Source organism: Kitasatospora sp. NPDC127116, from assembly GCF_042677365.1.
GTDB classification, from domain to species: domain Bacteria; phylum Actinomycetota; class Actinomycetes; order Streptomycetales; family Streptomycetaceae; genus Kitasatospora; species Kitasatospora lactacystinica.
Genome location: NZ_JBHXTL010000015.1, coordinates 24,242 through 43,432, shown reverse-complemented (window position 1 = coordinate 43,432; position 19,191 = coordinate 24,242). Strand labels below are relative to the sequence as shown.

The following is a 19,191-nucleotide window of genomic DNA, read 5'->3' as shown; positions in this document are numbered from 1 at the left end:
AGCAGAAGCTCACCTACGACCCTTGGGCGCAGCATGAACTCATGGCCAGCTACCTGCGCGAAGGGATCCTGAACGGAGACTTCCCTCCGGGTAGCAAGCTGCCCTCAACCCGGGTGATGCAGGAGAAGTTCAGCGCGGCACCGCAGACCATCAAGAACTCGAATGACCTCCTCGCCAAAGAGGGGCTAGCGGTTAGCCATCGCGGTAGCGGCATCATCGTCCGCCCACACCGGCAGCGGACGCTGATCCCAGCCGAGACAAAGGCGCCGGCGGCCCCCGGGGAGGCGTACAGCTGGATCGGTGTGGCGGAGCAGAAGGGCATGCGCGCCTCCAGCGAACTGCTGTCGGTCGGGGCGGTCGAGCCCTCGGCAGACGTTCGTGAGGCGATGGATCTTCCGCGTGGTGGCCTCGCGGTCGAGCGGGTCCAGGTGCTGTCGCTCGATGACCAGCCGACCGAGCTGGTGAAGTCCTACTACCCGCTTGACCTGGCAAAGGGCACGGCGCTGGAACAGAAGCGGAAGATCAAGGGAGGCGCGCCGCGGCTGCTCGCCGACATGGGCCACGATCCAGAGCGATGTGTCGACAAGGTCTCTGCTCGAATGCCGACTATGGAGCAGTTCCTTGCGCTCAAGATGCCCACGAGGGAACCAGTGCTGCGGACGCTGCGGACAGTGTTTGACCAGCACGGAAGGGTGATCGAGGTGACCGTCATGGCGAAGGCCGGCTACCAGAGCGAGCTTCAGTACGAGTTCTGATCCCCGGCCGGCCGTGGCGTCGGGCGCCCGGGTGCTGGAGGTGTTGAAGCCAGGGACTCGGGCCGGGAGCCGGCCGGTTCTGAGCGTCGCTTCGCGGGTCCTGCGGCTCCTCAAACGTGCCGACGCGAGGATCAGTCTTCCGGTGAGATTCCGGGGCCGTGCCACGCGGTAGCACGATCAAGCGCTACGGTGACTGGGCGCCGTTTTGCACAAAGGCGCTGGCGGGTCGTGCCCGCTTGCCAAGGACCCGTCGCCACCGGGAGAGATCAATGACCGCCCACCAGCCGTGGAGCATCGAGCGCATCGCTGCGGCCCTCGGCAATCCGACTCTGGCCCAGCGTTTCCTCGGCGAGATCAACAAGGCCCCCGCCTACCGGGTGATGGAGGTCTTCGCGAAGTGGCAGGGCGTCGCCGAACGCCTTGAGGAGACCGCTGCCCGTGTTGAGGAAGCGCGCGCCGCGGAGGCTGCCGGCCTACCCATCCCCGGGGAGTGGGTGGACGTCACCGAAGAGGTCCAGGCCGAGGCGGCGCGGATCCGGGCGCGCGGGGCCGCGTGATCCGACTGTTCGGGTGACGGTGGTCAACGACTCACGCTACGCTCACGCTCGGTAGCCCATCTGCCACTAGATGCCACCCGCGCGACCCTCAGGGCGCCGCTGATCACCTGGACAGCGAATGACCTACTCCCTGCAGTGCAGCCGGATCGTTGAGGCGGTCTGGGACTCGCTTCCGCAGCCCGTGTCCGAGAGGCTCGCCGCCGCCCTTGCCCGTGCCTGCGACGACCCGATGGGCGAGACGGAGCCCTGGGGGATCGATGACGGGGTGACACGGATGCTCGTCCTCAGCGACGTCTTCGCGGTGCTGTACCTGGAGCACTCGGCGAAGGCGCTGCACATCTACCAGATCGACTACCTGGGCTGACTGCTGCCCCCCATGCGCCCCCTCCAGCCTGTCCTGGAGGGGGCGTTGCCGCGTGCGGGGGCGCCTTTTGTCTTGATGGCCCCGACCCCACCGCCGAGAGCTCGGGAAGCTACTTCCCGAAAGACAGTCTTTATGGGAAGCTACTTCCCGTGAAGACGCTGATTCGCCACTGCTGCGGTCACGAGGCCATCGCGAACATCACCGGGCCAACCGCCACCCGCGACAACCGAGCCGACTGGCTCGCCACCCAGCTCTGCCCCGACTGTGCCCGCCAGCAGCGCGCCCAGACCAACGCCAGCGAAAACCAGGCCGCCACCGACCGTGCCCGGTCTGCTGGCTGGCCCGTACTCACGGGCACCCCCAAGCAGACGGCCTGGGCCGAGAGCATCCGCGCGGATGCCATTGACTCGATGTCCGACCGCCTCCGCCAAGGCCTTCCCGGCGACATCGCCGACCAGGTACTCGCCCTGTGGACGCCGGCGGCTCTGCGTGAAATTCGCGCCGAATGGTGGATCGACCATCGGGCCGGAACGGTTCGGGCGGTCAACTCATGCACGTTGACCGCCAAGGAGCGGTCCGCCATCAACTACCTCATTAGTGCCGCAGGAGGAAAGCCGTGAAGGAGCAGGGCAGCGAAGAGCTCGAAGCCGAGGTCACCCTGCTCCGCAGGTGCCACGACGCCTACGCAGGCGCACGCGACCGGCTCAAGGCCGCAGGCGAGCGGGCGGCAACCGCCGAGGTGACCCGGCGCGCCGCGATCCGTGAGATGGGCCAAATCCTGACGGAGCACCGGGAGGAGCGCGCCACCTATCCACCCGACGAGAGACGCCACTGGCGCATCGACATGGAAGACGCCCAGACGCTGACCGGCCTGAGCCGGCGCACACTCTCCGAGGCGGTCGGCGCTGCGAGCACCGCAGTCCCGACCGACCGCGACTTCCAAACCTGGTCGGACCGAGCGCTCGCCGCCCACTGCCGGGCCTATGGCTCCATGTCTCACGATGCCCCCATCGTGGAACTGCACCGCCGCCACCCCCGCCTGGCTGGATTCAACGCGGCAATCAAGGCGCTCCAGGATGTGGACTTCAGGAGGTCGACGGCCGCGAACCCTGACTGGTTCGACATGACGGCCAACGACGACTTTGGCGAGCCGAGCGCCGACCTGCAGCTCCTCCAAAGCCTCTACCGGCAGTACATCGATGCCGTCGCCGACGGCAGAGCGCCGGCCTTGTAGGGCCGGGATATCCGCCAGGACAACTGCCCGTTCCTCAACCGGACTGGCCCGCAGTGCAGCAGCGTTCGAGGCTGTCAGTGCCTCGCGACATAATCGACCGACCGCCACTCATAGGCCGGACACGGCACCGGGCTATGGTGTGAGCAGAACTCAAAGGGGAGGCAGAGATGGCAAGCGTCCACGACGTGGCCGCGTACATCCTGACCAAGGACGGTCCGATGTCCGCGATGAAGCTCCAGAAGCTGGCCTACTTCTCGTTCGGCTACCACCTCGCGTGGGACGACGAGCCGCTGTTCTCCGAACCGTTCGAGGCCTGGGCCAACGGACCCGTCGCACCGGCCCTGTACGCCGACCACCGCGGCCGCTACAGCCTGTCCGCCGGCGACATCGACGGCGACCCCGAGCTGCTCACCGCGAGCGAGCGCGAGTCGATCGACGTCGTCCTGGAGAACCTCGGCGAGTACTCGGCACACCAGCTGTCCGAGGCCAGCCACCACCAGGACGGCCCGTGGCAGATGGCCCGCGAGCGGGCCGGTGCGCGGGACCTGGAGCGCAGCAACGAGGAACTGCGCAACGAGGACATCGCCGACTACTTCGGCGCGCTCGTGGCGACCGCCGAGTGAGCAGCAAGAAGCGCATCGCCGCCACGAAATTCCCAGGCCAGCGCAAGCCGGAGAAGACCGTCGGTGACCTCGGCAAGGTGCTGCCGAACTCCGGGAACTCCGCGGACCGGATCTGCTGGCGCTTCACCCACGTCGACCACGACGGCCCGTGGGGTCTGGCGAAGCTCTCGCCGGCCGAAATGGAGTACCTGCTGAAGAAGCTCGCCGACGTTGAGAAGCAGACCGTTCGGGAGATCTTCAACCAGAGTGCCGACCTGGGGAAGCACTACGAGACACACGACCTGCCCAGCAAGGCTGCGCAAGAGCGCCTCGTCGAGCTGCAGTTGAGCGACATGACCCGCATCTCCCGCCTGCGATTCAAGGGCAAGGAGCGGCTGTTCGGGTTCCTGGTGGACAACGTCTTCCACGTCGTCTGGTGGGACCCCGAGCACGAGATCTGGCCGTCCCAGAAGAGAAACACCTGAGCACGACGCTGCGCCCCACCCAGTAGACCTGGAGTGGGGCGCAGCTGTGTGGTCAGCGGACGTGGTTGATGAACAGCTTCGAGCCGTCGCGCAGTTCCGCCGTCGCGCCATGGCCGACGGCCGGCGGGATCGGCCGCGCCAAGAACACCTCCACAGCTGCGATCTCACCTTGATCGGCGGTCAGCAGTGCCGCAAGGGGCCCGTGCTCGACCGCGGCCAGGTCGTTCAGCTGCTCCGGCATCGCGGGCCCGGTCGGCTTCTTCCCCAGGACCGGCACCGGGCAAGGTGGCGGCGTCGCCGAGAAGGAGCTACTGGAAGCGGGCAGGAACCTGGGGGCGTTCCTACGATCTTCGGGGGCTGACCGTAACGCTACCGCAGCGCTGCCCTGGGGCCGGTGCATGCCCGAGCCGAGTTGCGGATAGCATTGCGACATATCAAGAAACCCTGTATGGTTTGCCGCATGGTAGACGACAGTCAAACCGACGGGGATCCACCCGGACGCACCGCGCTCTATCGGTTGCGCGACAGTCGCGGGCATCTTCTCTACGTGGGAATCACCAGCAGCCCCGAGAATCGCTGGCTGTCCCACGAGCAGACCAAGAGCTGGTGGCCGAACGTAGTCAGTCGCGATCTCACCTGGTTCGACGATCGCGAATCGGCTGCGGCGGCCGAAGTCGCAGCGATCAAGACGGAGCTCCCGCGGTTCAATCACTCCCACAAGCCCTCCCCGCTCCACGAGCGGCTCGAACCGGTCGATTGGGCCCGCTACGACGCCACACAGCGGCACCCGCTCGACCGACACCTCGTGATCGCATCCGTACTGCGGAATGCAGTCCTCGACGGCGACATCAAACCGGGGGAGAGGTTCCCCTCCGTCCCGCAGCTCATCGGGCACTTCGGTGTCTCCACAACGGCCATTCAGAACGCGCTTTCAGTCCTGAAAGAGGAGGGCTTCGCGGTCGGACGCAAGGGCGCTGGCGTCTACGCGGCCCAGCCGACCGAGGCTGCGGTCGTGCCTCTGGCGGCTATCGGTGCGGGCGGGAACGAAGCTGCGGTTGTCGAGGCGGTCTACGCTCCCGCGCCAGCCAACGTCGCGCACCTGCTAGGGATCGAGCGCGGCAGTCCGGTTCGTACGGAGCGTTGGGTTCGCAGCGAGGGTGGCCGCCCCGTTGAGTTCGTGACCGCATACGGCTACGAAGAGGGACGCCCTCTGACGCCGGCGCGCTCGGTACGCCGGGTACGAGCAATTACCCCGACGATCGCAGTGTTCAAGGCCCTGGAGCTGGACACTAACAGCCCCGTCCTGGCAGTGATGAGTGCCGACTATGACGCCTCGGACCGCTGCATCGGCGTGAAGTCGATCGTGATGAACGGAAACCACGCCTCGGTCGAGCAGATCATCACGGCCGCGCAGTAGAGGCGGCCGGACGGGTGCAACCGTCCGACCGCTGTTCGACCAGCGAGGTGCAACTCGCTGATCAATGATCCATCCCTCGTGAAAGGCAGATCAGTGACCAACTCTACGTCTTTCGTCAACATCTGGCCCGCCTCGGCGGCGTCCGTCAGCGTCTCCTTCGTCACCCCGGCGGTGGCCCGATGAGCGCTCTCGTTGCCCGGCCGACGGAGAACCTCGCGATCGGCCGTGTCGGCAACCGGCCGACCGCCGGCTCCGAGCCCAACATCCTTCTGCGCCTGTCGAACTGGGCGCTGCGTCGGGGGGACCGTGAGGGTGCCCGCTTGTTCGCGCTCCGGTTTCTGCGGGCTGTGAACAGCGACCGGGTGGGGGAGGCGCTGTGATCGCCACTGCCACGGGCCCGCGGATCACTGCCGGTCTGATCACTGTCACCCTGCCTGACGAGGGGCCGGCGATGCGCACGGTGTGGACGGCCCCGGACATGGTCTTGGTCGGCTACGACCCCCGCTACCTCACCGACGACCTGGTCGTCATGGCCTTGCGGTCGGTGCACGGTGACGCCATCTCGTTCGTCGAGGGGGTGCCGGCGTGACGCTCTTCCAGTCCCTCCACAAGGACACGCCGGGTGCTGCCGCGCAGATCACGGCGACCGCCGAGGATGCCCGCTCGCTGGGTTTCGAGAACGTCGAGACGCACTTCGAGCCGCAGACCGGTCTCCACACGGTGACTGGTGATCTGCCGGCGACGACGGCGCAGCGGGCGATCGACCGGATCCTCGGCCGCTGACGCCCCCGGGCCGCCCCGAGTTGGGGCGGCCCCACCCTCTTCTTTCGCCTTCACGTGCAGCTGGAGAAGCCGTGTACTTGCGTATCTCTGCGACCGCTCTGGCGGTGTCGTGATGGGGATCAAGCTGATCGTGGAGTTCATGGACCACACTCCGGCGGGTCTGACGCCGGCGGAGTGGAAGGCCATGATCGTGGTTCTGGAGGACGCGAACGACGGGACCAGGCTCACCTGGTCGGCGATGACGGATCCGCGGATCGTTCACCGGGTCGGGTTGTCGCCGGAGGGCTGGAAGAACCTGCGGGCTGTTCTGGTGCGTAAGGGTGCGCTGGAGGTGGCGGTTGCGGGGCGGCGGGGGAGGGCTGCGAAGTACCGGGTTCCGTGCTTCGCTCCGTTGGGGCATGGATCTGATGCCGAAACTGACTTGGGGCATGAGTCCGATGCCCCAACGGGGTCGATAGGGCATGAGTCCGATGCCGAAACCGAGGCGTTGGGGCATGGAGTAGATGCCGAAAGTGCCCCAATGGGGCATGAGGCTCATGCCGCAAGTGCCCAATGGGGCATGGGATTGACCCCCCCTACCCCTCCCTTTACCCCTCCCTCCCAACCCCCCTCCCTGCCGACCGCCTCTGAGACCCGCCCGGAAGCGGAGCGAACCGCCGAAGGGGGGGAGGGCGGGAGGACCGCCTCACGGCGGCAAGACAACCCCGCCGCGTACAACGCCCTCGCCCGCATCACCGCCAGGCACCCCCAACTCGCCCTCGGCGAGACCGAACTCGCCGAACTCGCGCCTCTCGTCGACCCCTGGCTGGAGCGCACCACCGAGGCCCGCATGGAGCTCGCCATCACGGCCGGCCTTCCCACTGCGGTTGCCAGCCCGGTCGGGTTCCTCCGCAGGCGCCTTGTCCAGAAGCTTCCGCCGCTACTGCAGACCGTCCCGGACGAGGAACGTTGCGGCCGCGCGAACTGCGACCCGATCACCCACATGATCACCCTCCCTGACGGCGACCAGGCCTACTGCTCGGTCTGCCACCCCACCGGGCGTGCCATCGCCCGTCGAGCCCAAGGAAACGCCGCATGAACGACCACGACCACGAGTCCGGGTTCGATCCCGGCTTCGAGCGCCAGCCGCCCCAGGACCTGCACGCCGAACGCGCGAGCCTCGGCGCCCAGTTGACCGCGTCAAGTGCGATCGCCGATGTCCTCGGCACCGGGCTGCGCCCCGCCGAGTACTACCGGCCCGCCCACGAGAAGATCCAGGACGCGATCACCGCCCTGTACGCGGCCGGCGACCCCGCCGATCCGATCACCGTCGCCCGGCAGCTCACCATCTCCGGAGATCTTCAGCGTTGCGGCGGGCCCGGCTACCTCCACGACCTGGTCCAGTCCGCCCCCGCCCCGTCCAACGCCGAGTACTACGCCCAGATCGTCCGCGAGAAGGCCCGGCTGCGCGCCGTCGGCGTCGCCCTCAACCGCGGCTCCAACATGGTCGCGGCGGCGGAGGGGGACCCGGCCGAGGTCATCGAGGCGATCCAGGCGGAGATCATCGCCGCCGCCGGTACCGGTGACGCACCCGGCGCCAGCATCGGTCTCGCCCCCGTCGCCAGCAGCCTCGAAGCCACCCTGGACGCCATCGAGGCCGTGAACCAGGGCACCGTTCCCGTCGGCGCCCCGTGGGGCTTCAAGGACCTCGACGCGCTCACCGGCGGCATGCACCCCGGCCAGATGATCGTCATCGCTGGGCGGCCCGGGATGGGCAAGTCCACCGCCGGCATGGACATCGCCCGCTCTGCCGCGATCCGTCACGGGCTCGGCACCGCGTTCTTCTCCCTGGAGATGTCCCGCACCGAGATCATGAAGCGCATCATCTCCGCCGAAGGCCGCGTCCCCCTGCACCACATGCAGACCCGTGGCGGCATGACCGACGACGACTGGACCCGCACCGCGAAGACGCTGCAGGCCATCTCCCAGGCGCCGCTGTACCTCGACGACTCCCCGGACCTCACCATGACGTCCATCCGGACCAAGGCCCGCCAGATGGCGGCCGAGACCGAACTCAAGCTGATCATCGTGGACTACATGCAGCTGCTGCGATCCGGCGGCGGCCAGCGCTATGAGTCCCGCCAGCAGGAGGTCTCCGACCTGTCCCGGTCGATCAAGCTCCTCGCGAAGGAGCTGGAGATTCCCGTCATCGCGCTGTCCCAGCTGAACCGTGGCCCCGAGCAGCGCACTGACAAGAAGCCGATGGCCGCGGACCTGCGTGAGTCCGGCGCGATCGAGCAGGACGCGGACCTGATCATCCTGTTGCACCGCGAGGACGCGTACGACAAGGAGTCCGCGCGGGCCGGTGAGGCGGACTTCATTGTGGCGAAGAACCGGTCCGGTCCGACGGCCACGATCACGGTGGCGTTCCAGGGGCACTACTCGCGGTTCGTCGACATGGCGGCCGACCTTCGGGCAGCCTGACCGTCACCACCGAAAGGATCAGCATGGACCGCGAGTTGAACATCATCTGCCAGGCCTGCAGCAAGCCGCTCGGCGACGACGAGCACAATCCCGGGAACCTGTGGGTCAGCCACGCCGAGCTCGCCACTCGGCGCGCCGCCCTCGCGGAGTGGGAACGCGAGCACCTCGCACCGGCCGCCGACGGCTCCGGCCCGCCGATGGTCGGGTTCCGCACGATGGCCAGCCATCCGGAGCGAGTCCGCTGGCGGGCCACCCACGAGGCGTGCGACAGCCCGGCTGACGCGGACGCGTACACGATCGCCTCGCGGCGGGTGCGGACCTGGCTTGACGTCGTCAAGTGGACGTCGCACCTCATGGGTAAAACGTGGATCAACGACACGAACTGGTCGACGGTGATCGGTGAGGCGGCCGAAGGGCGGTCCAACCTGATCCAGCCGGTCGGCTAGCGGCTCGGCGGGGCAGCTGATGGTTCGCCGGCCAGGGCCCGCCCCGCCTCCGTGGGTACCACCAGGTCCGGGTTGCGGCCGTCGGCCGGCACCGCAACCTCGATCAGCTCCTTTTCGTGCAGGCTGAGATACACCCCGTACAAGCTGATCTGCTGCTCCGTCCACGCCTCGCGCACCGGACCCTCGTCGCCCATGTTCGCCGGCGGCGGGTAGATGCCGTGGAAGTAGCTGGACGCTGAGACGGGCTGGCCGGCGTCGGCGATCAGGCGCAGCAGGGTCTTCTCGTTCGCGCTGAGGTTCATGGCCGACAGGCTATGGCGGTTGTCGGCAACTGCTCCCGCGCTTCGCGCGGTTGAGCGCATTTCGTCACGTCAGCGGGCTACCCGCACGCCCGCACCACTGGAACAATTCGTCATACACCAGGAGGTTTCGCGCATGAGTATCTCCATCACCCCCGGCGCCCACTGGCGCTCCCGCACGCCTGTCCGCAGCGGCCACATCGATCCGCTCAACTGGCGGCCCATGTCCGAGGTCCGGATCGGCAACGGCTCCAGCACCGTCGAAGGGCGCCTCCGCGAAGCCGAGTACGACCGGCAGCGGCGCGAACGCAACGTCCAGTTGCAGCCCGGCACCCTCGTCATCCGCGACCGCGCGCCGTACCGGGTCGTCGAGATCCGGGAGCGGACGGCCGACCTGTGGCCGGAGAAGTTCGAGTACTACTGGCAGATGCATCACGACCTGTGGGCCGCCAACCCCGGGAATCGGGCTGAGCCGACTCGGGCGACGTGGCGGGACCGTCCGGTGGTTGTCGTCCTCGTGCCTGACGGCGGCGGCAAGCCCCTGCACCTGGTCGGCCCGGCCTCGCACGACTGGCCGGTGCTGCCGGAGCACTACGCGGTCTGCCGGGCGTGCGGCGAGTTGCCGCCGTGCCGGGAGGAGGAGCTCGACAAGGCCGTGGGTGCGCAGCTCGCCTCCTCGGGGCGGCTGTTGTCGATCCCGGCGGGGAACTGCATGGGGTGCGGCGAGGGGATCAGCCGTCGGCAGAAGGAGCTGCGGTTCCCGGGGCCGAACTTGTGGCGTCCGGATCTGCCGGAGGGGACGGCCCGGTTCCATGCGCGGAAGGAGTGTTCGGACTGGGTGGACCGCTACCGCAAGCAGTGGAAGGCCCAGGAGGCCCCTCTGGGCGCCGAACAGCCCGCGCTGCCACTGGGGGAGGGGGAAGCGGCGTGAGGCCCTTCATGCCCCCTCCGGAGGGCATCTGCGGCACCTGTGAGCAGACCCTCCCCATCCGCAAGGATGGGTGCATCAAAAACCACCCTGCCCCGTACGACCCCGAAGGGCCGATCCGCTACGGCAACTGCCCCGGTTCCAGTGAGCCCCCGGCTATCCGCCTCGACATGACGTTCGCTCGCTGGCTCCACGCCCACGTGGCCCGCCGCGACTACCGCAGCAACCCGATCACGTTCCTCGCCCAGTGGATGTTCCGGCCCTGCTCCCGCACCCGGAAGGCGCCCGCGGACGTGACCTGGTCCAGCCCCGAAGAGCTGCACCTCCAGTTCCACGCCGCCGACGGACCGTGTGACTGGCAGTGCCGGTACATCGAACAGGCCGCCACGGCGTACGCCGCGTACGACGACGCCCGCCGCAGCTACTGAAGCGACCCAACCCCGGGACAAGTTCCGGCACCCGGAGAGCGCCAGCCGACATGCCGACCGGCTCCTCAACGACCCAGAGGGAAAGATGACCAACCTGCCCGCCGACCTGCTCGACCACCTCGCCGACATCGGCGACAAGGCCCTCGGCGACCACCACCACGAGGACCTCTGCAACTGTCACCGGTGGCCGACCTCCTGCGCATCCGGTTTCACCGCCGGTAGCTGGAACACCGGCATGTTCGAGATCGCCCTGCCCGCCATCATCGCCGCCTACGAGCAGCACAAGGAGCAGCAGTGACTGCCAGCCCCGCCCTCATCGACCTCGAAGACGCCGTCCGCCACACCCTCACCCAGGCCGGCCTTCACCTCATCAACCCGGACACCGGCGTCTCCGTGACCACCGACATGCACTACGGATGCGTCCTCATCGGCTGGAACGTCCACGACGACCTCCCGATCGGCAACCACAACGCCGAACAGGTCGGCTGGGGTGAACAGCACCCGGCGGTTGCCCGCTACAGGGCCGTCAAGGCCGCAGTGGAGACCGCCCTGGTCGCGGTCCTCACCGCGCACGGCTTCGTCGTGGAGCCGGCCCGGCCCGGCCAGCCCATCCGGGTCCACGTGCCCGGGTCGTACTGCCCGGCCTGCGACGGCACCGGCGGCGACCACCAGATCGGATGCACCGCAGGGGAGCAGCAGTGACCAGTAAAGCCCGCCAGCTCTTCGAGGTCATCACCCGTACCGGCCCCAGCTCCCGGCCCGAGCCGCTGCCCCGCCGCGGCGACCAGTTCGAGCAGTGGCTGAAGGCGCAGCGAGACGCCTGCATCGGCCACGCCACCACCTACAACGCCATCGACGGACTCCTCGACCAGTACAGGCTCCACGCCGACACCGGAACCCCACTCGACCAGCACACATGCGAGAACGGCACCCCCGACGACTGCCACGGCTGCTACGAGGCAGCCGGGAAGGAGCAGCAGTGAGCGACATCCGGGCCGAAATCTGGGCGCGTCTCGACGAACTCATGGCCGTCCAGCCCGGCTGGCTGGATGGTGAAGGCACGCCGCCCAGCCCCGCCGTTGCCGCAGCGGCAGCCGGGCTTGCCGAGACCTTCACGCAGTGGGCCGCGCCCGGACCGCTCCGCCTCTACCCGACGCCCGAGGGCGGCATCGAGCTGGAATGGGACGACGACAACCTCAACCACACCATCGTCATCGGGCCCGACCTGCGACTCAACCTCCAGACCACCGACCGCAACAAGGAGTAACAATGCCGACCGCCACGGACATGCTCCGCTACGCCACCCAATTCCGCCTCCCCCTCACCAACATCGTGGGCGGCTACGGCGAGATCACCATCCAGCGTGGTGAAGGCGAGTACCGCGATAAGTGGGCCGTCACCGACGGCGCGTTCACCGGCCTTCGCGCGTGGGCCGAACCTGACGGCTGGACCGACGGGGCCGGCTGGCAGTACATCGGCGACATCGGCCGCGCCAACGCCTACCGGTACACCCTGGAGGAGGCCTTCGAGGTCGGCCACCGCGCCGTCGAGATCGAGAGCGCCTGCTGTGAGGCGGAAGTTGCTGCCATCCGCGCGGAGATCGGGGAGTAGCGGTGGGCGCCGAAGCTGCCCCGTACTGCACCGACGAACAGTGCATCGAAGACGAGTGCAGCCCCCAGGACCCCTGCTGCACCGCCGTTTGCGAGTGCTCCCGCGCCGAACGGGACTGCGCGTACGCCGGGAAGACCGGCGACACCCAGAAGTTCGACGGCGTCGTCCTGAACGTCTGGTACTGCCCCGAACACAAGAAGGAGTGGGTCGAATGACCACCACCGCGCTCGACACCTTCGCCACGATCCGTCGCCTCGTCGACTGGCTCGACCGCGTCAACGGCACCGGCGAACACGAGACCGCCATGCGCCTCATGAAGATCACCGAGGAGGCCGGTGAAGTCACGCAGGCCTATATCGGCACGATCGGCCAGAACCCCCGCAAGGGTGTCACCCACGAGCGTTCCGACGTCGCCGACGAGCTGTGCGACGTCATTGTGACCGCCATGGTCGCCCTCCACCGTTTCACCGACGACCCGGAGCGGCACCTCGCCGAGAAGGTCCAACGGATCGACTCGCGAAGCCGGACTCCCCTCGCACGCTGTGCCGAGGGGGCACCCGATGTTCAGCGCCGGTGACAAAGTCCTGATCACGGCCTGCGCCGACGACCCACGCGCCGTCGGACGCACCGGCTACATCGTCGACGAGGTCCCGCCCGGCCCGCTCACCGACGGCCGCTGGACCGTCAACGGGATAGGTCTCCTGATCGGCCCGACGCTGTGCCACAGCCACGAACTGCGGCTGCAGCGGCCGTCCCACATCTGACGCCTCGCTCTGATGCGACCAGCGTCAACTCGCCCACCATCAAAGCCCGGTGAAGAATCAGGTATAAGAGACAGATGGCGAACCAAGCTGGCCACAGCGCACGTCAACAAGCCGCCCGCCTCCGAGCAGCCGGCCCCGGCATGGGACCCATCCGACGCCTGCGCATAGCCGCGATCTGCGCCGGCACCGGCTGGCTCGTAGCCTCCCTGATGCGGTCCGGCTACGGATCGGTGGGTGCCGTTGCCGGCCTCTTCGCCGCGGCCCTCTACATCGTCGCCAGAAGCGGCGCCTTCAACAGCAACGACGCCGCCCGCCGATGGGAAGCCGGCGCCCGCGGCGAAAGGTCGACGGCACGAATCCTCGACCGGCTCGCCGCAAGCGGCTGGACCGTCATGCACGACCGCGGCATCCCCGGCAGCAAGGCCAACCTCGACCACCTCGCGATCGGCCCCGACGGGCAGGTCGTCCTCGTGGATTCGAAGCAGTGGTCCGGCAAGGGCGCGGCGGCGGTCAGCCTGCGATCCGGCCGTCTCATGTGCGGTAGGTACGACCGGCAGAAGACCGTGGAGACGCTGCAGTGGGAGGCCAGCCGGGTTGAGGCCGCCCTCGGGGTGCCGGTGACAGCAGTGATCGCCGTCCACGGCGCCCCGGTCAAGGGCGGCCGTCTGCTCGTCGCCGATGTGCAGGTGGTCGGGCCCCGCCGGCTGGTGGACGCCGTGATGTCGGCTCCGGCCGGGCCGGCGCCGACAGCTGTTCTCGCCCGGCGCGCCGAAGACGGCTTTCCGCAGTACGCATGATGCCCGACGTCATGCGGCGTTGGCTGGCCGAGGCCAGCACCGGAGCGCGGCAGACTGGAATGAAGCCGAGCTCCAGGTGGTGCTTGCCCAGCAGCACCCTCACCGAAGGCGCCGTGTCGGACCGAAATGGCACACTGAATGCCATCGACCTGAAGGAGCCCGCCATGGACGACAACCCGCCGCCCACCGTCGTGAGCTACACCCGACGCCCGGCCGGGCGCGAACTCAACGCGCAGCAGCAGGCTGCCGCAGTGTGGGATGCGGCCGACAAGCTCGGCTTCGAGATCGTCGAGATCGATGGTGTTCCGCTGGATGTCGAGGATCTCCCGCACTGCTGAAGCGTCGAAGACAACCACGCCCCACTCCGGACGAACCGGAGTGGGGCGTTGCCGTGGGAGGACTGCGTCGGAGCCTACTCCTGGGCGTCTGCCCGGACAAGGTATTGGGCCCGCGAATTCGCAGGTCAGGCTAAACGCGACTGCGCCCTGCCGCACTTGGGAAGCGGCAGGGCGCAGCAGGTGCCAGGCGGCCGTGAAGGCCGCCCTCGGGGCCCGGGCGGGGCGTGTGCCCGGGTTGACCCCCCTCCTGGCGGGAACGCTACGCCACCGGAATGTGAGAGTCCAGATACTCGGCCTCGGATCTACTCCAGATACGGCGGGAACGTCCGGTCCACGTGACTCGCGATCCACGGCTTGTCGGTGACCCTGGGCTCCAACTCCAGCCGCTCCACCAGCTTGTCCGGACGCACCACCAGCACACCGTTGCAGCGCATTACCGGCATCGAACCGAATTCGACCCCGTGGACGACCACGATGGCCGAGGGCTCGACGAGCATCTCGCCCTGGGACTTCCGCACCTCGGCCCGGACCGCGGCCACGATCTTCGACCAGTCGGAGTTGCCGTACCGCAGCCCCTCGCCGTCCGGCGAGAGCCGCAGCACCGCCCCAGGAGCCGGCCGCCGATTCTTCGAGTCGATCACGACGACCTGGCCGCGAGGACCGACCGCGATGTGATCAAGATTGGCCGTCGAGCTCGGGATGCTCCGGTCGTGAAGGATCGTCCACCCCCTTCGCTCCAGGACGGAGAGGATCCGCGCCGTCTCCTCCTCGCCGACCGCGCCGAGGTCCCAGTTGTCGGCCTCCGCGAGTTCCTGCGGCGTCGGCGGCACCCTCACGGCATGCCCAACGGATCCCCGCGAGGACTTCGGCTTGGGCTTCGACCTGGGCACCTCCTTGACCACATGGGTCTTCACGGCGATGAACACCGCAACGGCCAGAACCAGGGCCACGATGTAGTGGATGAAGAACCCGAGCGACCCGACGGCCACCGCCCAGGCGAACGACTTCGCCACACTCTCCCGCTGCGGCACCGTCTGCGTGGCGGAGGGCTTCGTACGTGGTGGGGCAACCCACTTCGACGTCCCTTGGCGCAGCCTGGCCGCTTCGTGGCGGGCACTGGCTCCGGCGACGTTGGCATACGTGCTGCGGTAAGTGCTCGTGGTCATGGCGGGCAGTCTGTCACCAGGGCACGACAAGCGGTCACTGAATTGCGGCACCGCCAGGCAGGAACCGACGCCCCTGCGCGGTAGCGTCGCGGGCCCGGGCCTCCTCGGGCTGCAGCTGGCAGTCCCGCCACACCGCGAACCACCGCCGCCACTCCCGCAGCTGCGCCCCATGGTCGAACCACGTCCCGCCTTCCATCGGCGGCCCGCACTCCTCGGCCTCAACCCCCGGAGCAACATTGCAGGCCGGCTGTTCCCGGCGGATCGCGTCGTGTTCGGCGCGCATTGACTCGGGGAACCCGCACGGCAGCCATTCGAGCTCAATCCGGTCGACTGCCGGCCACCAGCCGAACCACTTCGCGTGCTCCCGGAACCGGCGCTTCGGGTCGAGGCTGGTGCCGATGTACAGCAGCCAGCCGTCCTGGTCGTAGCAGCGGTACAAGGCGGTCGGGCCGGTGGCGGCGCGGTGGCGGCGCAGCTCCAACTGGACTTCCCAGCAGGGCCGGCAACGGCCGCGGGGCCATAGGCCGGGCCAGAACTGGCCGCAGTCCTGGCAGCGGCCGGGCCCGCCGCTGCCGAGCTCGACGAGATCCATGGGCGCAGCATGGCAGGCGCCACTGACACGGAGGTGGGGGTTAGTTCGGCGAGTCCTCGTGGGGGATGTATCGCCAGCCCTGCGCGGCAAGTCCCTCGTGCATCCATGCAGCCGTGAACTCGTGAAGCAGGTCAAGCGGACGTTCGCCGTCCGGGAGGCCCAGGATTGCGATGAGTCTGCCGCCGGCGGTGGGGCCGGTGTCGCAGTGCCGGCACAGGTAGAGGTCGACGCCGTCGCCGAGGGGCATGCGGGCGACAAGGAGGGCGGGGCGGTCGCAGCGGGGGCACGGTGGAAGGTCGTCGGTTCTGAGTACCTGGACGCGGTTCATGCTGGTTCCTCCCTGGTGGGGTGGCCAGCTTCGGCCCGCGATCATTCGGAGTCAAGGGTTCCGGCAGGGGCCCTGGGCCATTCGATCGAACAGGCATTCGACTAGCCTGGGATGCATGAACACGTTCCACCCCACCTGGTGCGACCCGGCCCACTGCGACGTTCCCGACCAGCAGGCCAGCCTCTCCGCCCGCGGTGGCGCCCACCGCTCCAAGCTCGTCCCGCTCAACCTGGAAACCGAAGCCCGCGGCGAGCAGGGCTGGGTCTACGCCGGCCTGTCGCAGTCCGCCAAGGCCCGCGCCGGCGCCTTCCTGAAGTGGATCATCAACGGGCAGGTCGTCGGCCACCAGCCCATCCATGACGCCGAACCCCTCGCCTGGCTCATCGCCGACGCCCTCGCTAACCTCCGAGGTGACGACCAGCCCGTTGAACACACGAAAGCGCCCGACCAATAGGCCGGGCGCAGCGGTGCGGAACGGGATCAGCGGGCGGCGATGAGCGCGGCGATAGCGATCCAGCCCTTGTGCCAGGACTGGTCGAGGAGGTAGCCGGCCTGCGGGTCGCGCTGGAGCCAGGCGCGGCTGCCGGTGGCGTGGGCGAGGCGGACGACTCCGCGCGGTTTCTCGTCACGCCAGTGGCCGCCTTGCCGGTCGGCGAGGTAGTGGGTGATGGCCGAGACGGCGAGGGCCGCCGCGGTGGGCGCCGCCGAGGAGCGCGATCGCTTGGGTTGCGGTGTAGGTGGCGACGTGTGCCGCAGCGGCCCGCACACCATCAGGACTGCGGTCGCCTTTGGCGCCAGCTTGGGCATCGGTCTGAACCCAATGATCAGCAACTTCGTGCGATGCGGTGAGGAGCGCGTAGGCGGCGGCGAAGCGGGCGGTGCGGTTGGTCATGCTGTCCTCCTGGGCTGGTAGTCGGCGAGGTCGCGGATCACGTCGTGGATGTGGCGGGGCGGCGGCAGGGGGTCCCAGTCGGCCGGGGCGCGTCGAGGGTGTCGCGGATCCGGCGTGCGGCCTCGCTGTTCGCGTCGGCGTATCCGCCGTACGCCTCCTCGGTCTCAAGCACGTCGGCGAGCGCCCGGACGGCGGCGATGCGGGCCTCGGCAGCCTCGGCGCGGGTGTGCTCCTGGGTGTAGCCGTTGCCGTACTTGAGCCGCTCCGCGATCAGCACCTCGATGGCCGGGGCGATGTCGGGCCAGGCGTCGCCGTGTCCGCCCCAGGGCTCCAGCAGGTCCCGGGCGTGCTCCGGGATGACGGCCCGCTCGCTGGCGGCGGCCTGGGCGGTGTCACGCTGCCCGGTGAGCTCGGCGACGCGGCGCCGCAGCTGGCCGAGCTCGTCCTCGGCGCTCCGGAGCTGCTGGGCGAGCTGCTGCTGGTAGGCGCTGGTCATGCGGCGGTGCTCCTGTTCTGGCGGTATTGCTGGGTGTGGGCGGCGTTTGCGCGGCGGCTGGCGGCGCAGGCTGTCTCGCCGCGGCGTCGGTGTTGGCGGTAGGCGCTGCGGTCGCCGGCGCATCCGGTGGGGCAGGTGGTGGGGGTGTCGTCCGGTGGGTGGCGGGCGAGGAGGCGGCGGGCTTTCCAGACGGCCTGGGCCATGGATGCCGCGTCGAGCTTGATCAGCACGTGGCGTGCGTGGTGGTTGGCGCCTCCGACGGTGATGCCCATGGCACGGGCGGCGCTGTCGCGGGTGTGGCCGTCAGCCATGAGCCGCAGGTACTGCAGCTCACGGTCGGTCAGCGCGGCGCCGGGGGTGGGCTGCCACGCGCCGGTCACGACGGGTCCTCCTCGTGGTCGGTCTGGGTACCGGGGACGGCGCTGAGGTGCACGGTGTGGCCGTAGCGGGCCCAGAGGATGGCGGGCCGCCCGTCGGCGGCGGGCTGGATGCCGATGTCGTCGGGCAGGCGGGGCATGGGGGTCCTCCGGGCGGTGGCGATGCGGCAGGCCCACCAGAGGACGAGGGGGCTGCAGGCGGCGAGGGGGAACCAGGTGGTCATGCGCGTCTCCAGGGGTGGAGGGCGAGGAGGACGGTCCCGAGGCCGGCGCCTGCGAGGGCACCGGCCAGGACCAGCCAGGGGCTGAGCGTCACGCGGTGGGCTCGGTGGTGCCGAACAGGGCCTGCCACGGGCCGACGATCCGGCGGGCGTCGAGGAGGCGGTCGATGTCGGGGTGGTCGGGGCCACGCTTGCTGATGTCTTCGAGGTTGGCGTCGATGGTGTTGAGGTCGTTGGCGTTGTAGGTGGAGCCGTGGGTGCCGTCGACGACGAATCGGCCGGAGCTGACGCGGAGGTGGTCGGTCACTGTGGGTTCTCCGTGGGCTGGTTGTGGATCTGGATGGCCTGGTCGAGGGTGCGGGCGCCAAGTGCGCGGATGGCCCGCTGGAGGGTGGCGCGTGCGGCTCCCTCGGTGATGCCGAGCGCGCGGGCGATCAGGAGGGCGCCGTGGCCGCGGGTGGCGTAGCGCATCGCGTCGGCCTCGCGCGGGGTGAGGGGGCGGGTCACTGCTGGCCGCCGTCCCGGCCGAGCACCGCGCGGGCGAAGGCGAGGATCGCGTCGGGCTGCTGGCGGGCGGTGAACTCGGCCTGCTGGCAGGGATCCTCGGGCCACACCTCAGCGGCGGCCTGAGCAACGGAGCGGATCCGGTGCTCGGCGTCGTCGAACAGTGCGGCGAGCGGGTCCCGGAGGGTGATGTCGATACGGCGGTCGCCTTGGCGGATGCGCTGGGCTGCGGCGGCGAGCAGGTCGGCGGGCTGGTCGGTCACGGTGTGCTCCTGGGTCGGTGGGTGGGGGGCCTGCCGCTGGTGGGCCGAGGGGGAGGGCTCCGACTTCGAGCTGGGCACCGC

39 protein-coding genes are annotated in these 19,191 nt (G+C 69.1%); 27 read left to right on the top strand and 12 right to left on the bottom strand.

Annotated elements, in window-relative coordinates:
- The first annotated feature begins 41 nt into the window (after positions 1-41).
- From ACFVHV_RS09580 to ACFVHV_RS09550, 7 genes are all read left to right on the top strand, one after another.
- A complete protein-coding gene (locus tag ACFVHV_RS09580; protein ID WP_380350364.1) occupies positions 42-755 on the top strand; it encodes a GntR family transcriptional regulator in 714 nt (237 codons plus the stop codon).
- 269 nt (positions 756-1,024) lie between these two features.
- A complete protein-coding gene (locus ACFVHV_RS09575) occupies positions 1,025-1,312 on the top strand; it encodes a hypothetical protein (RefSeq protein ID WP_380350362.1) in 288 nt (95 codons plus the stop codon).
- 118 nt (positions 1,313-1,430) lie between these two features.
- Positions 1,431-1,676, top strand: coding sequence for a hypothetical protein (locus ACFVHV_RS09570; RefSeq protein WP_380350360.1), 246 nt, complete (start codon positions 1,431-1,433; stop codon positions 1,674-1,676).
- Positions 1,677-1,825: 149 nt separating this feature from the next.
- The gene (locus ACFVHV_RS09565) at positions 1,826-2,296 is read left to right on the top strand and encodes a hypothetical protein (RefSeq protein WP_380350359.1); all 471 of its coding nucleotides are present in this window, start codon (positions 1,826-1,828) and stop codon (positions 2,294-2,296) included.
- Positions 2,293-2,910 (top strand): hypothetical protein, encoded by a 618-nt coding sequence (locus ACFVHV_RS09560; RefSeq protein ID WP_380350358.1) that lies wholly within the window; start codon positions 2,293-2,295, stop codon positions 2,908-2,910. The genes ACFVHV_RS09565 and ACFVHV_RS09560 overlap by 4 nt, the downstream gene beginning before the upstream one ends.
- A 167-nt stretch (positions 2,911-3,077) precedes the next feature.
- Positions 3,078-3,533 (top strand): Panacea domain-containing protein, encoded by a 456-nt coding sequence (locus ACFVHV_RS09555; RefSeq protein WP_380350356.1) that lies wholly within the window; start codon positions 3,078-3,080, stop codon positions 3,531-3,533.
- Complete coding sequence (locus ACFVHV_RS09550; protein WP_380350354.1) at positions 3,530-3,997, top strand: hypothetical protein; 468 nt, start codon at positions 3,530-3,532, stop codon at positions 3,995-3,997. Before ACFVHV_RS09555 ends, ACFVHV_RS09550 begins: the two co-directional genes overlap by 4 nt.
- A 52-nt stretch (positions 3,998-4,049) precedes the next feature.
- Here the strand turns inward: ACFVHV_RS09550 and ACFVHV_RS09545 are convergent, their stop codons facing one another.
- Complete coding sequence (locus tag ACFVHV_RS09545; protein WP_380350352.1) at positions 4,050-4,238, bottom strand: hypothetical protein; 189 nt, start codon at positions 4,236-4,238, stop codon at positions 4,050-4,052.
- Positions 4,239-4,457: 219 nt separating this feature from the next.
- On the opposite strand from ACFVHV_RS09545, the gene ACFVHV_RS09540 reads away from it, so the two are divergent.
- From ACFVHV_RS09540 to ACFVHV_RS09510, 7 genes are all read left to right on the top strand, one after another.
- On the top strand, positions 4,458-5,414 hold the full coding sequence (locus tag ACFVHV_RS09540) for a GntR family transcriptional regulator (RefSeq protein ID WP_380350350.1): 957 nt from the start codon (positions 4,458-4,460) through the stop codon (positions 5,412-5,414).
- 179 nt (positions 5,415-5,593) lie between these two features.
- Entirely contained in the window at positions 5,594-5,794 is a 201-nt protein-coding gene (locus ACFVHV_RS09535; RefSeq protein ID WP_380350348.1) for a hypothetical protein, read from the top strand.
- The gene (locus tag ACFVHV_RS09530; RefSeq protein ID WP_380350347.1) at positions 5,791-6,003 is read left to right on the top strand and encodes a hypothetical protein; all 213 of its coding nucleotides are present in this window, start codon (positions 5,791-5,793) and stop codon (positions 6,001-6,003) included. Before ACFVHV_RS09535 ends, ACFVHV_RS09530 begins: the two co-directional genes overlap by 4 nt.
- Positions 6,000-6,197 carry a hypothetical protein gene (locus ACFVHV_RS09525; protein WP_380350345.1) on the top strand — a complete coding sequence of 66 codons (198 nt, stop codon included), beginning with the start codon at positions 6,000-6,002 and terminating at the stop codon, positions 6,195-6,197. Before ACFVHV_RS09530 ends, ACFVHV_RS09525 begins: the two co-directional genes overlap by 4 nt.
- A gap of 112 nt (positions 6,198-6,309) precedes the next feature.
- Positions 6,310-7,275: a hypothetical protein gene (locus tag ACFVHV_RS09520; protein ID WP_380350343.1), complete on the top strand. Its 966-nt coding sequence runs from the start codon at positions 6,310-6,312 to the stop codon at positions 7,273-7,275.
- Positions 7,272-8,660 carry a replicative DNA helicase gene (dnaB, locus tag ACFVHV_RS09515; RefSeq protein WP_380350341.1) on the top strand — a complete coding sequence of 463 codons (1,389 nt, stop codon included), beginning with the start codon at positions 7,272-7,274 and terminating at the stop codon, positions 8,658-8,660. Before ACFVHV_RS09520 ends, dnaB begins: the two co-directional genes overlap by 4 nt.
- 23 nt (positions 8,661-8,683) lie before the next feature.
- Positions 8,684-9,106, top strand: coding sequence for a hypothetical protein (locus ACFVHV_RS09510; RefSeq protein ID WP_380350339.1), 423 nt, complete (start codon positions 8,684-8,686; stop codon positions 9,104-9,106).
- Here ACFVHV_RS09510 and ACFVHV_RS09505 read toward each other — a convergent pair.
- Entirely contained in the window at positions 9,103-9,408 is a 306-nt protein-coding gene (locus ACFVHV_RS09505; RefSeq protein WP_380350337.1) for a hypothetical protein, read from the bottom strand. The two genes, ACFVHV_RS09510 and ACFVHV_RS09505, sit on opposite strands and share 4 nt — an antisense overlap.
- Positions 9,409-9,541: 133 nt before the next feature.
- Between ACFVHV_RS09505 and ACFVHV_RS09500 the strand changes: the two genes are divergently transcribed.
- The 12 genes from ACFVHV_RS09500 to ACFVHV_RS09445 all read left to right on the top strand — a co-directional run bounded on the left by ACFVHV_RS09500 (position 9,542) and on the right by ACFVHV_RS09445 (position 14,271).
- Positions 9,542-10,336: a hypothetical protein gene (locus ACFVHV_RS09500; RefSeq protein WP_380350335.1), complete on the top strand. Its 795-nt coding sequence runs from the start codon at positions 9,542-9,544 to the stop codon at positions 10,334-10,336.
- A 167-nt stretch (positions 10,337-10,503) separates the two neighbouring features.
- Positions 10,504-10,761, top strand: coding sequence for a hypothetical protein (locus ACFVHV_RS09495; RefSeq protein WP_380350333.1), 258 nt, complete (start codon positions 10,504-10,506; stop codon positions 10,759-10,761).
- Between the two features lie 85 nt (positions 10,762-10,846).
- Complete coding sequence (locus ACFVHV_RS09490) at positions 10,847-11,059, top strand: hypothetical protein (RefSeq protein WP_380350331.1); 213 nt, start codon at positions 10,847-10,849, stop codon at positions 11,057-11,059.
- Positions 11,056-11,463: a hypothetical protein gene (locus ACFVHV_RS09485; protein WP_380350329.1), complete on the top strand. Its 408-nt coding sequence runs from the start codon at positions 11,056-11,058 to the stop codon at positions 11,461-11,463. Before ACFVHV_RS09490 ends, ACFVHV_RS09485 begins: the two co-directional genes overlap by 4 nt.
- Entirely contained in the window at positions 11,460-11,744 is a 285-nt protein-coding gene (locus ACFVHV_RS09480; protein ID WP_380350327.1) for a hypothetical protein, read from the top strand. Before ACFVHV_RS09485 ends, ACFVHV_RS09480 begins: the two co-directional genes overlap by 4 nt.
- Positions 11,741-12,028 carry a hypothetical protein gene (locus tag ACFVHV_RS09475; protein WP_380350325.1) on the top strand — a complete coding sequence of 96 codons (288 nt, stop codon included), beginning with the start codon at positions 11,741-11,743 and terminating at the stop codon, positions 12,026-12,028. The genes ACFVHV_RS09480 and ACFVHV_RS09475 overlap by 4 nt, the downstream gene beginning before the upstream one ends.
- 2 nt (positions 12,029-12,030) lie before the next feature.
- Positions 12,031-12,372, top strand: a complete 342-nt coding sequence (locus ACFVHV_RS09470) for a hypothetical protein (protein WP_380350323.1) — start codon at positions 12,031-12,033, stop codon at positions 12,370-12,372.
- 2 nt (positions 12,373-12,374) lie between these two features.
- A complete protein-coding gene (locus ACFVHV_RS09465) occupies positions 12,375-12,587 on the top strand; it encodes a hypothetical protein (protein WP_380350322.1) in 213 nt (70 codons plus the stop codon).
- A complete protein-coding gene (locus ACFVHV_RS09460; RefSeq protein ID WP_380350320.1) occupies positions 12,584-12,949 on the top strand; it encodes a MazG-like family protein in 366 nt (121 codons plus the stop codon). The genes ACFVHV_RS09465 and ACFVHV_RS09460 overlap by 4 nt, the downstream gene beginning before the upstream one ends.
- The gene (locus ACFVHV_RS09455) at positions 12,933-13,136 is read left to right on the top strand and encodes a hypothetical protein (RefSeq protein WP_380350318.1); all 204 of its coding nucleotides are present in this window, start codon (positions 12,933-12,935) and stop codon (positions 13,134-13,136) included. The genes ACFVHV_RS09460 and ACFVHV_RS09455 overlap by 17 nt, the downstream gene beginning before the upstream one ends.
- 140 nt (positions 13,137-13,276) lie before the next feature.
- On the top strand, positions 13,277-13,933 hold the full coding sequence (locus ACFVHV_RS09450; protein ID WP_380350316.1) for a nuclease-related domain-containing protein: 657 nt from the start codon (positions 13,277-13,279) through the stop codon (positions 13,931-13,933).
- Positions 13,934-14,016: 83 nt separating this feature from the next.
- The gene (locus ACFVHV_RS09445; protein WP_380350314.1) at positions 14,017-14,271 is read left to right on the top strand and encodes a hypothetical protein; all 255 of its coding nucleotides are present in this window, start codon (positions 14,017-14,019) and stop codon (positions 14,269-14,271) included.
- 302 nt (positions 14,272-14,573) lie between these two features.
- On the opposite strand, the gene ACFVHV_RS09440 is transcribed toward ACFVHV_RS09445, so the two are convergent.
- From ACFVHV_RS09440 to ACFVHV_RS09430, 3 genes are read right to left on the bottom strand one after another with little or no spacing between them, the layout of a single operon-like run.
- On the bottom strand, positions 14,574-15,437 hold the full coding sequence (locus tag ACFVHV_RS09440; RefSeq protein WP_380350312.1) for a nuclease-related domain-containing protein: 864 nt from the start codon (positions 15,435-15,437) through the stop codon (positions 14,574-14,576).
- Between the two features lie 34 nt (positions 15,438-15,471).
- On the bottom strand, positions 15,472-16,029 hold the full coding sequence (locus ACFVHV_RS09435) for a hypothetical protein (RefSeq protein ID WP_380350310.1): 558 nt from the start codon (positions 16,027-16,029) through the stop codon (positions 15,472-15,474).
- Positions 16,030-16,069: 40 nt separating this feature from the next.
- Complete coding sequence (locus ACFVHV_RS09430) at positions 16,070-16,357, bottom strand: DUF6300 family protein (RefSeq protein WP_380350308.1); 288 nt, start codon at positions 16,355-16,357, stop codon at positions 16,070-16,072.
- Between the two features lie 115 nt (positions 16,358-16,472).
- Here ACFVHV_RS09430 and ACFVHV_RS09425 point away from each other — a divergent pair, with 115 nt between their 5' ends.
- On the top strand, positions 16,473-16,811 hold the full coding sequence (locus ACFVHV_RS09425) for a hypothetical protein (protein WP_380350306.1): 339 nt from the start codon (positions 16,473-16,475) through the stop codon (positions 16,809-16,811).
- Positions 16,812-16,837: 26 nt separating this feature from the next.
- Here ACFVHV_RS09425 and ACFVHV_RS09420 read toward each other — a convergent pair whose 3' ends face one another.
- From ACFVHV_RS09420 to ACFVHV_RS09390, 7 genes are all read right to left on the bottom strand, one after another.
- Positions 16,838-17,164 carry a hypothetical protein gene (locus ACFVHV_RS09420; protein ID WP_380350305.1) on the bottom strand — a complete coding sequence of 109 codons (327 nt, stop codon included), beginning with the start codon at positions 17,162-17,164 and terminating at the stop codon, positions 16,838-16,840.
- A 122-nt stretch (positions 17,165-17,286) separates the two neighbouring features.
- Complete coding sequence (locus ACFVHV_RS09415; RefSeq protein WP_380350304.1) at positions 17,287-17,745, bottom strand: hypothetical protein; 459 nt, start codon at positions 17,743-17,745, stop codon at positions 17,287-17,289.
- Entirely contained in the window at positions 17,742-18,125 is a 384-nt protein-coding gene (locus ACFVHV_RS09410) for a response regulator transcription factor (RefSeq protein ID WP_380350303.1), read from the bottom strand. Before ACFVHV_RS09410 ends, ACFVHV_RS09415 begins: the two co-directional genes overlap by 4 nt.
- The gene (locus ACFVHV_RS09405) at positions 18,122-18,346 is read right to left on the bottom strand and encodes a hypothetical protein (protein WP_380350301.1); all 225 of its coding nucleotides are present in this window, start codon (positions 18,344-18,346) and stop codon (positions 18,122-18,124) included. The genes ACFVHV_RS09410 and ACFVHV_RS09405 overlap by 4 nt, the downstream gene beginning before the upstream one ends.
- An 88-nt stretch (positions 18,347-18,434) precedes the next feature.
- A complete protein-coding gene (locus tag ACFVHV_RS09400; protein WP_380350299.1) occupies positions 18,435-18,650 on the bottom strand; it encodes a hypothetical protein in 216 nt (71 codons plus the stop codon).
- Positions 18,647-18,850 carry a LuxR C-terminal-related transcriptional regulator gene (locus ACFVHV_RS09395; RefSeq protein WP_380350298.1) on the bottom strand — a complete coding sequence of 68 codons (204 nt, stop codon included), beginning with the start codon at positions 18,848-18,850 and terminating at the stop codon, positions 18,647-18,649. Before ACFVHV_RS09395 ends, ACFVHV_RS09400 begins: the two co-directional genes overlap by 4 nt.
- Positions 18,847-19,191: hypothetical protein (locus ACFVHV_RS09390; protein ID WP_380350297.1), on the bottom strand; the 345-nt coding region annotated here is incomplete at its 5' end. The genes ACFVHV_RS09390 and ACFVHV_RS09395, both read right to left, overlap by 4 nt.

Bases quoted from the DNA above. Each gene is read 5' to 3' on its own strand.
- ACFVHV_RS09470 (WP_380350323.1), top strand. From the start codon at position 12,031: ATGCCGACCGCCACGGACATGCTCCGCTACGCCACCCAATTCCGCCTC.
- ACFVHV_RS09535 (WP_380350348.1), top strand. From the start codon at position 5,594: ATGAGCGCTCTCGTTGCCCGGCCGACGGAGAACCTCGCGATCGGCCGT.
- ACFVHV_RS09425 (WP_380350306.1), top strand. From the start codon at position 16,473: ATGAACACGTTCCACCCCACCTGGTGCGACCCGGCCCACTGCGACGTT.
- ACFVHV_RS09500 (WP_380350335.1), top strand. From the start codon at position 9,542: ATGAGTATCTCCATCACCCCCGGCGCCCACTGGCGCTCCCGCACGCCT.
- ACFVHV_RS09435 (WP_380350310.1), bottom strand. From the start codon at position 16,029: ATGGATCTCGTCGAGCTCGGCAGCGGCGGGCCCGGCCGCTGCCAGGAC.
- ACFVHV_RS09495 (WP_380350333.1), top strand. From the start codon at position 10,504: ATGACGTTCGCTCGCTGGCTCCACGCCCACGTGGCCCGCCGCGACTAC.
- ACFVHV_RS09430 (WP_380350308.1), bottom strand. From the start codon at position 16,357: ATGAACCGCGTCCAGGTACTCAGAACCGACGACCTTCCACCGTGCCCC.
- ACFVHV_RS09580 (WP_380350364.1), top strand. From the start codon at position 42: ATGGCCAGCTACCTGCGCGAAGGGATCCTGAACGGAGACTTCCCTCCG.
- ACFVHV_RS09490 (WP_380350331.1), top strand. From the start codon at position 10,847: ATGACCAACCTGCCCGCCGACCTGCTCGACCACCTCGCCGACATCGGC.
- ACFVHV_RS09455 (WP_380350318.1), top strand. From the start codon at position 12,933: ATGTTCAGCGCCGGTGACAAAGTCCTGATCACGGCCTGCGCCGACGAC.
- ACFVHV_RS09440 (WP_380350312.1), bottom strand. From the start codon at position 15,437: ATGACCACGAGCACTTACCGCAGCACGTATGCCAACGTCGCCGGAGCC.
- ACFVHV_RS09460 (WP_380350320.1), top strand. From the start codon at position 12,584: ATGACCACCACCGCGCTCGACACCTTCGCCACGATCCGTCGCCTCGTC.
- ACFVHV_RS09510 (WP_380350339.1), top strand. From the start codon at position 8,684: ATGGACCGCGAGTTGAACATCATCTGCCAGGCCTGCAGCAAGCCGCTC.
- ACFVHV_RS09520 (WP_380350343.1), top strand. From the start codon at position 6,310: ATGGGGATCAAGCTGATCGTGGAGTTCATGGACCACACTCCGGCGGGT.
- ACFVHV_RS09405 (WP_380350301.1), bottom strand. From the start codon at position 18,346: ATGACCACCTGGTTCCCCCTCGCCGCCTGCAGCCCCCTCGTCCTCTGG.
- ACFVHV_RS09570 (WP_380350360.1), top strand. From the start codon at position 1,431: ATGACCTACTCCCTGCAGTGCAGCCGGATCGTTGAGGCGGTCTGGGAC.
- ACFVHV_RS09505 (WP_380350337.1), bottom strand. From the start codon at position 9,408: ATGAACCTCAGCGCGAACGAGAAGACCCTGCTGCGCCTGATCGCCGAC.
- ACFVHV_RS09415 (WP_380350304.1), bottom strand. From the start codon at position 17,745: ATGACCAGCGCCTACCAGCAGCAGCTCGCCCAGCAGCTCCGGAGCGCC.
- ACFVHV_RS09575 (WP_380350362.1), top strand. From the start codon at position 1,025: ATGACCGCCCACCAGCCGTGGAGCATCGAGCGCATCGCTGCGGCCCTC.
- dnaB (WP_380350341.1), top strand. From the start codon at position 7,272: ATGAACGACCACGACCACGAGTCCGGGTTCGATCCCGGCTTCGAGCGC.
- ACFVHV_RS09420 (WP_380350305.1), bottom strand. From the start codon at position 17,164: ATGCCCAAGCTGGCGCCAAAGGCGACCGCAGTCCTGATGGTGTGCGGG.
- ACFVHV_RS09555 (WP_380350356.1), top strand. From the start codon at position 3,078: ATGGCAAGCGTCCACGACGTGGCCGCGTACATCCTGACCAAGGACGGT.
- ACFVHV_RS09540 (WP_380350350.1), top strand. From the start codon at position 4,458: ATGGTAGACGACAGTCAAACCGACGGGGATCCACCCGGACGCACCGCG.
- ACFVHV_RS09545 (WP_380350352.1), bottom strand. From the start codon at position 4,238: ATGCCGGAGCAGCTGAACGACCTGGCCGCGGTCGAGCACGGGCCCCTT.
- ACFVHV_RS09450 (WP_380350316.1), top strand. From the start codon at position 13,277: ATGGGACCCATCCGACGCCTGCGCATAGCCGCGATCTGCGCCGGCACC.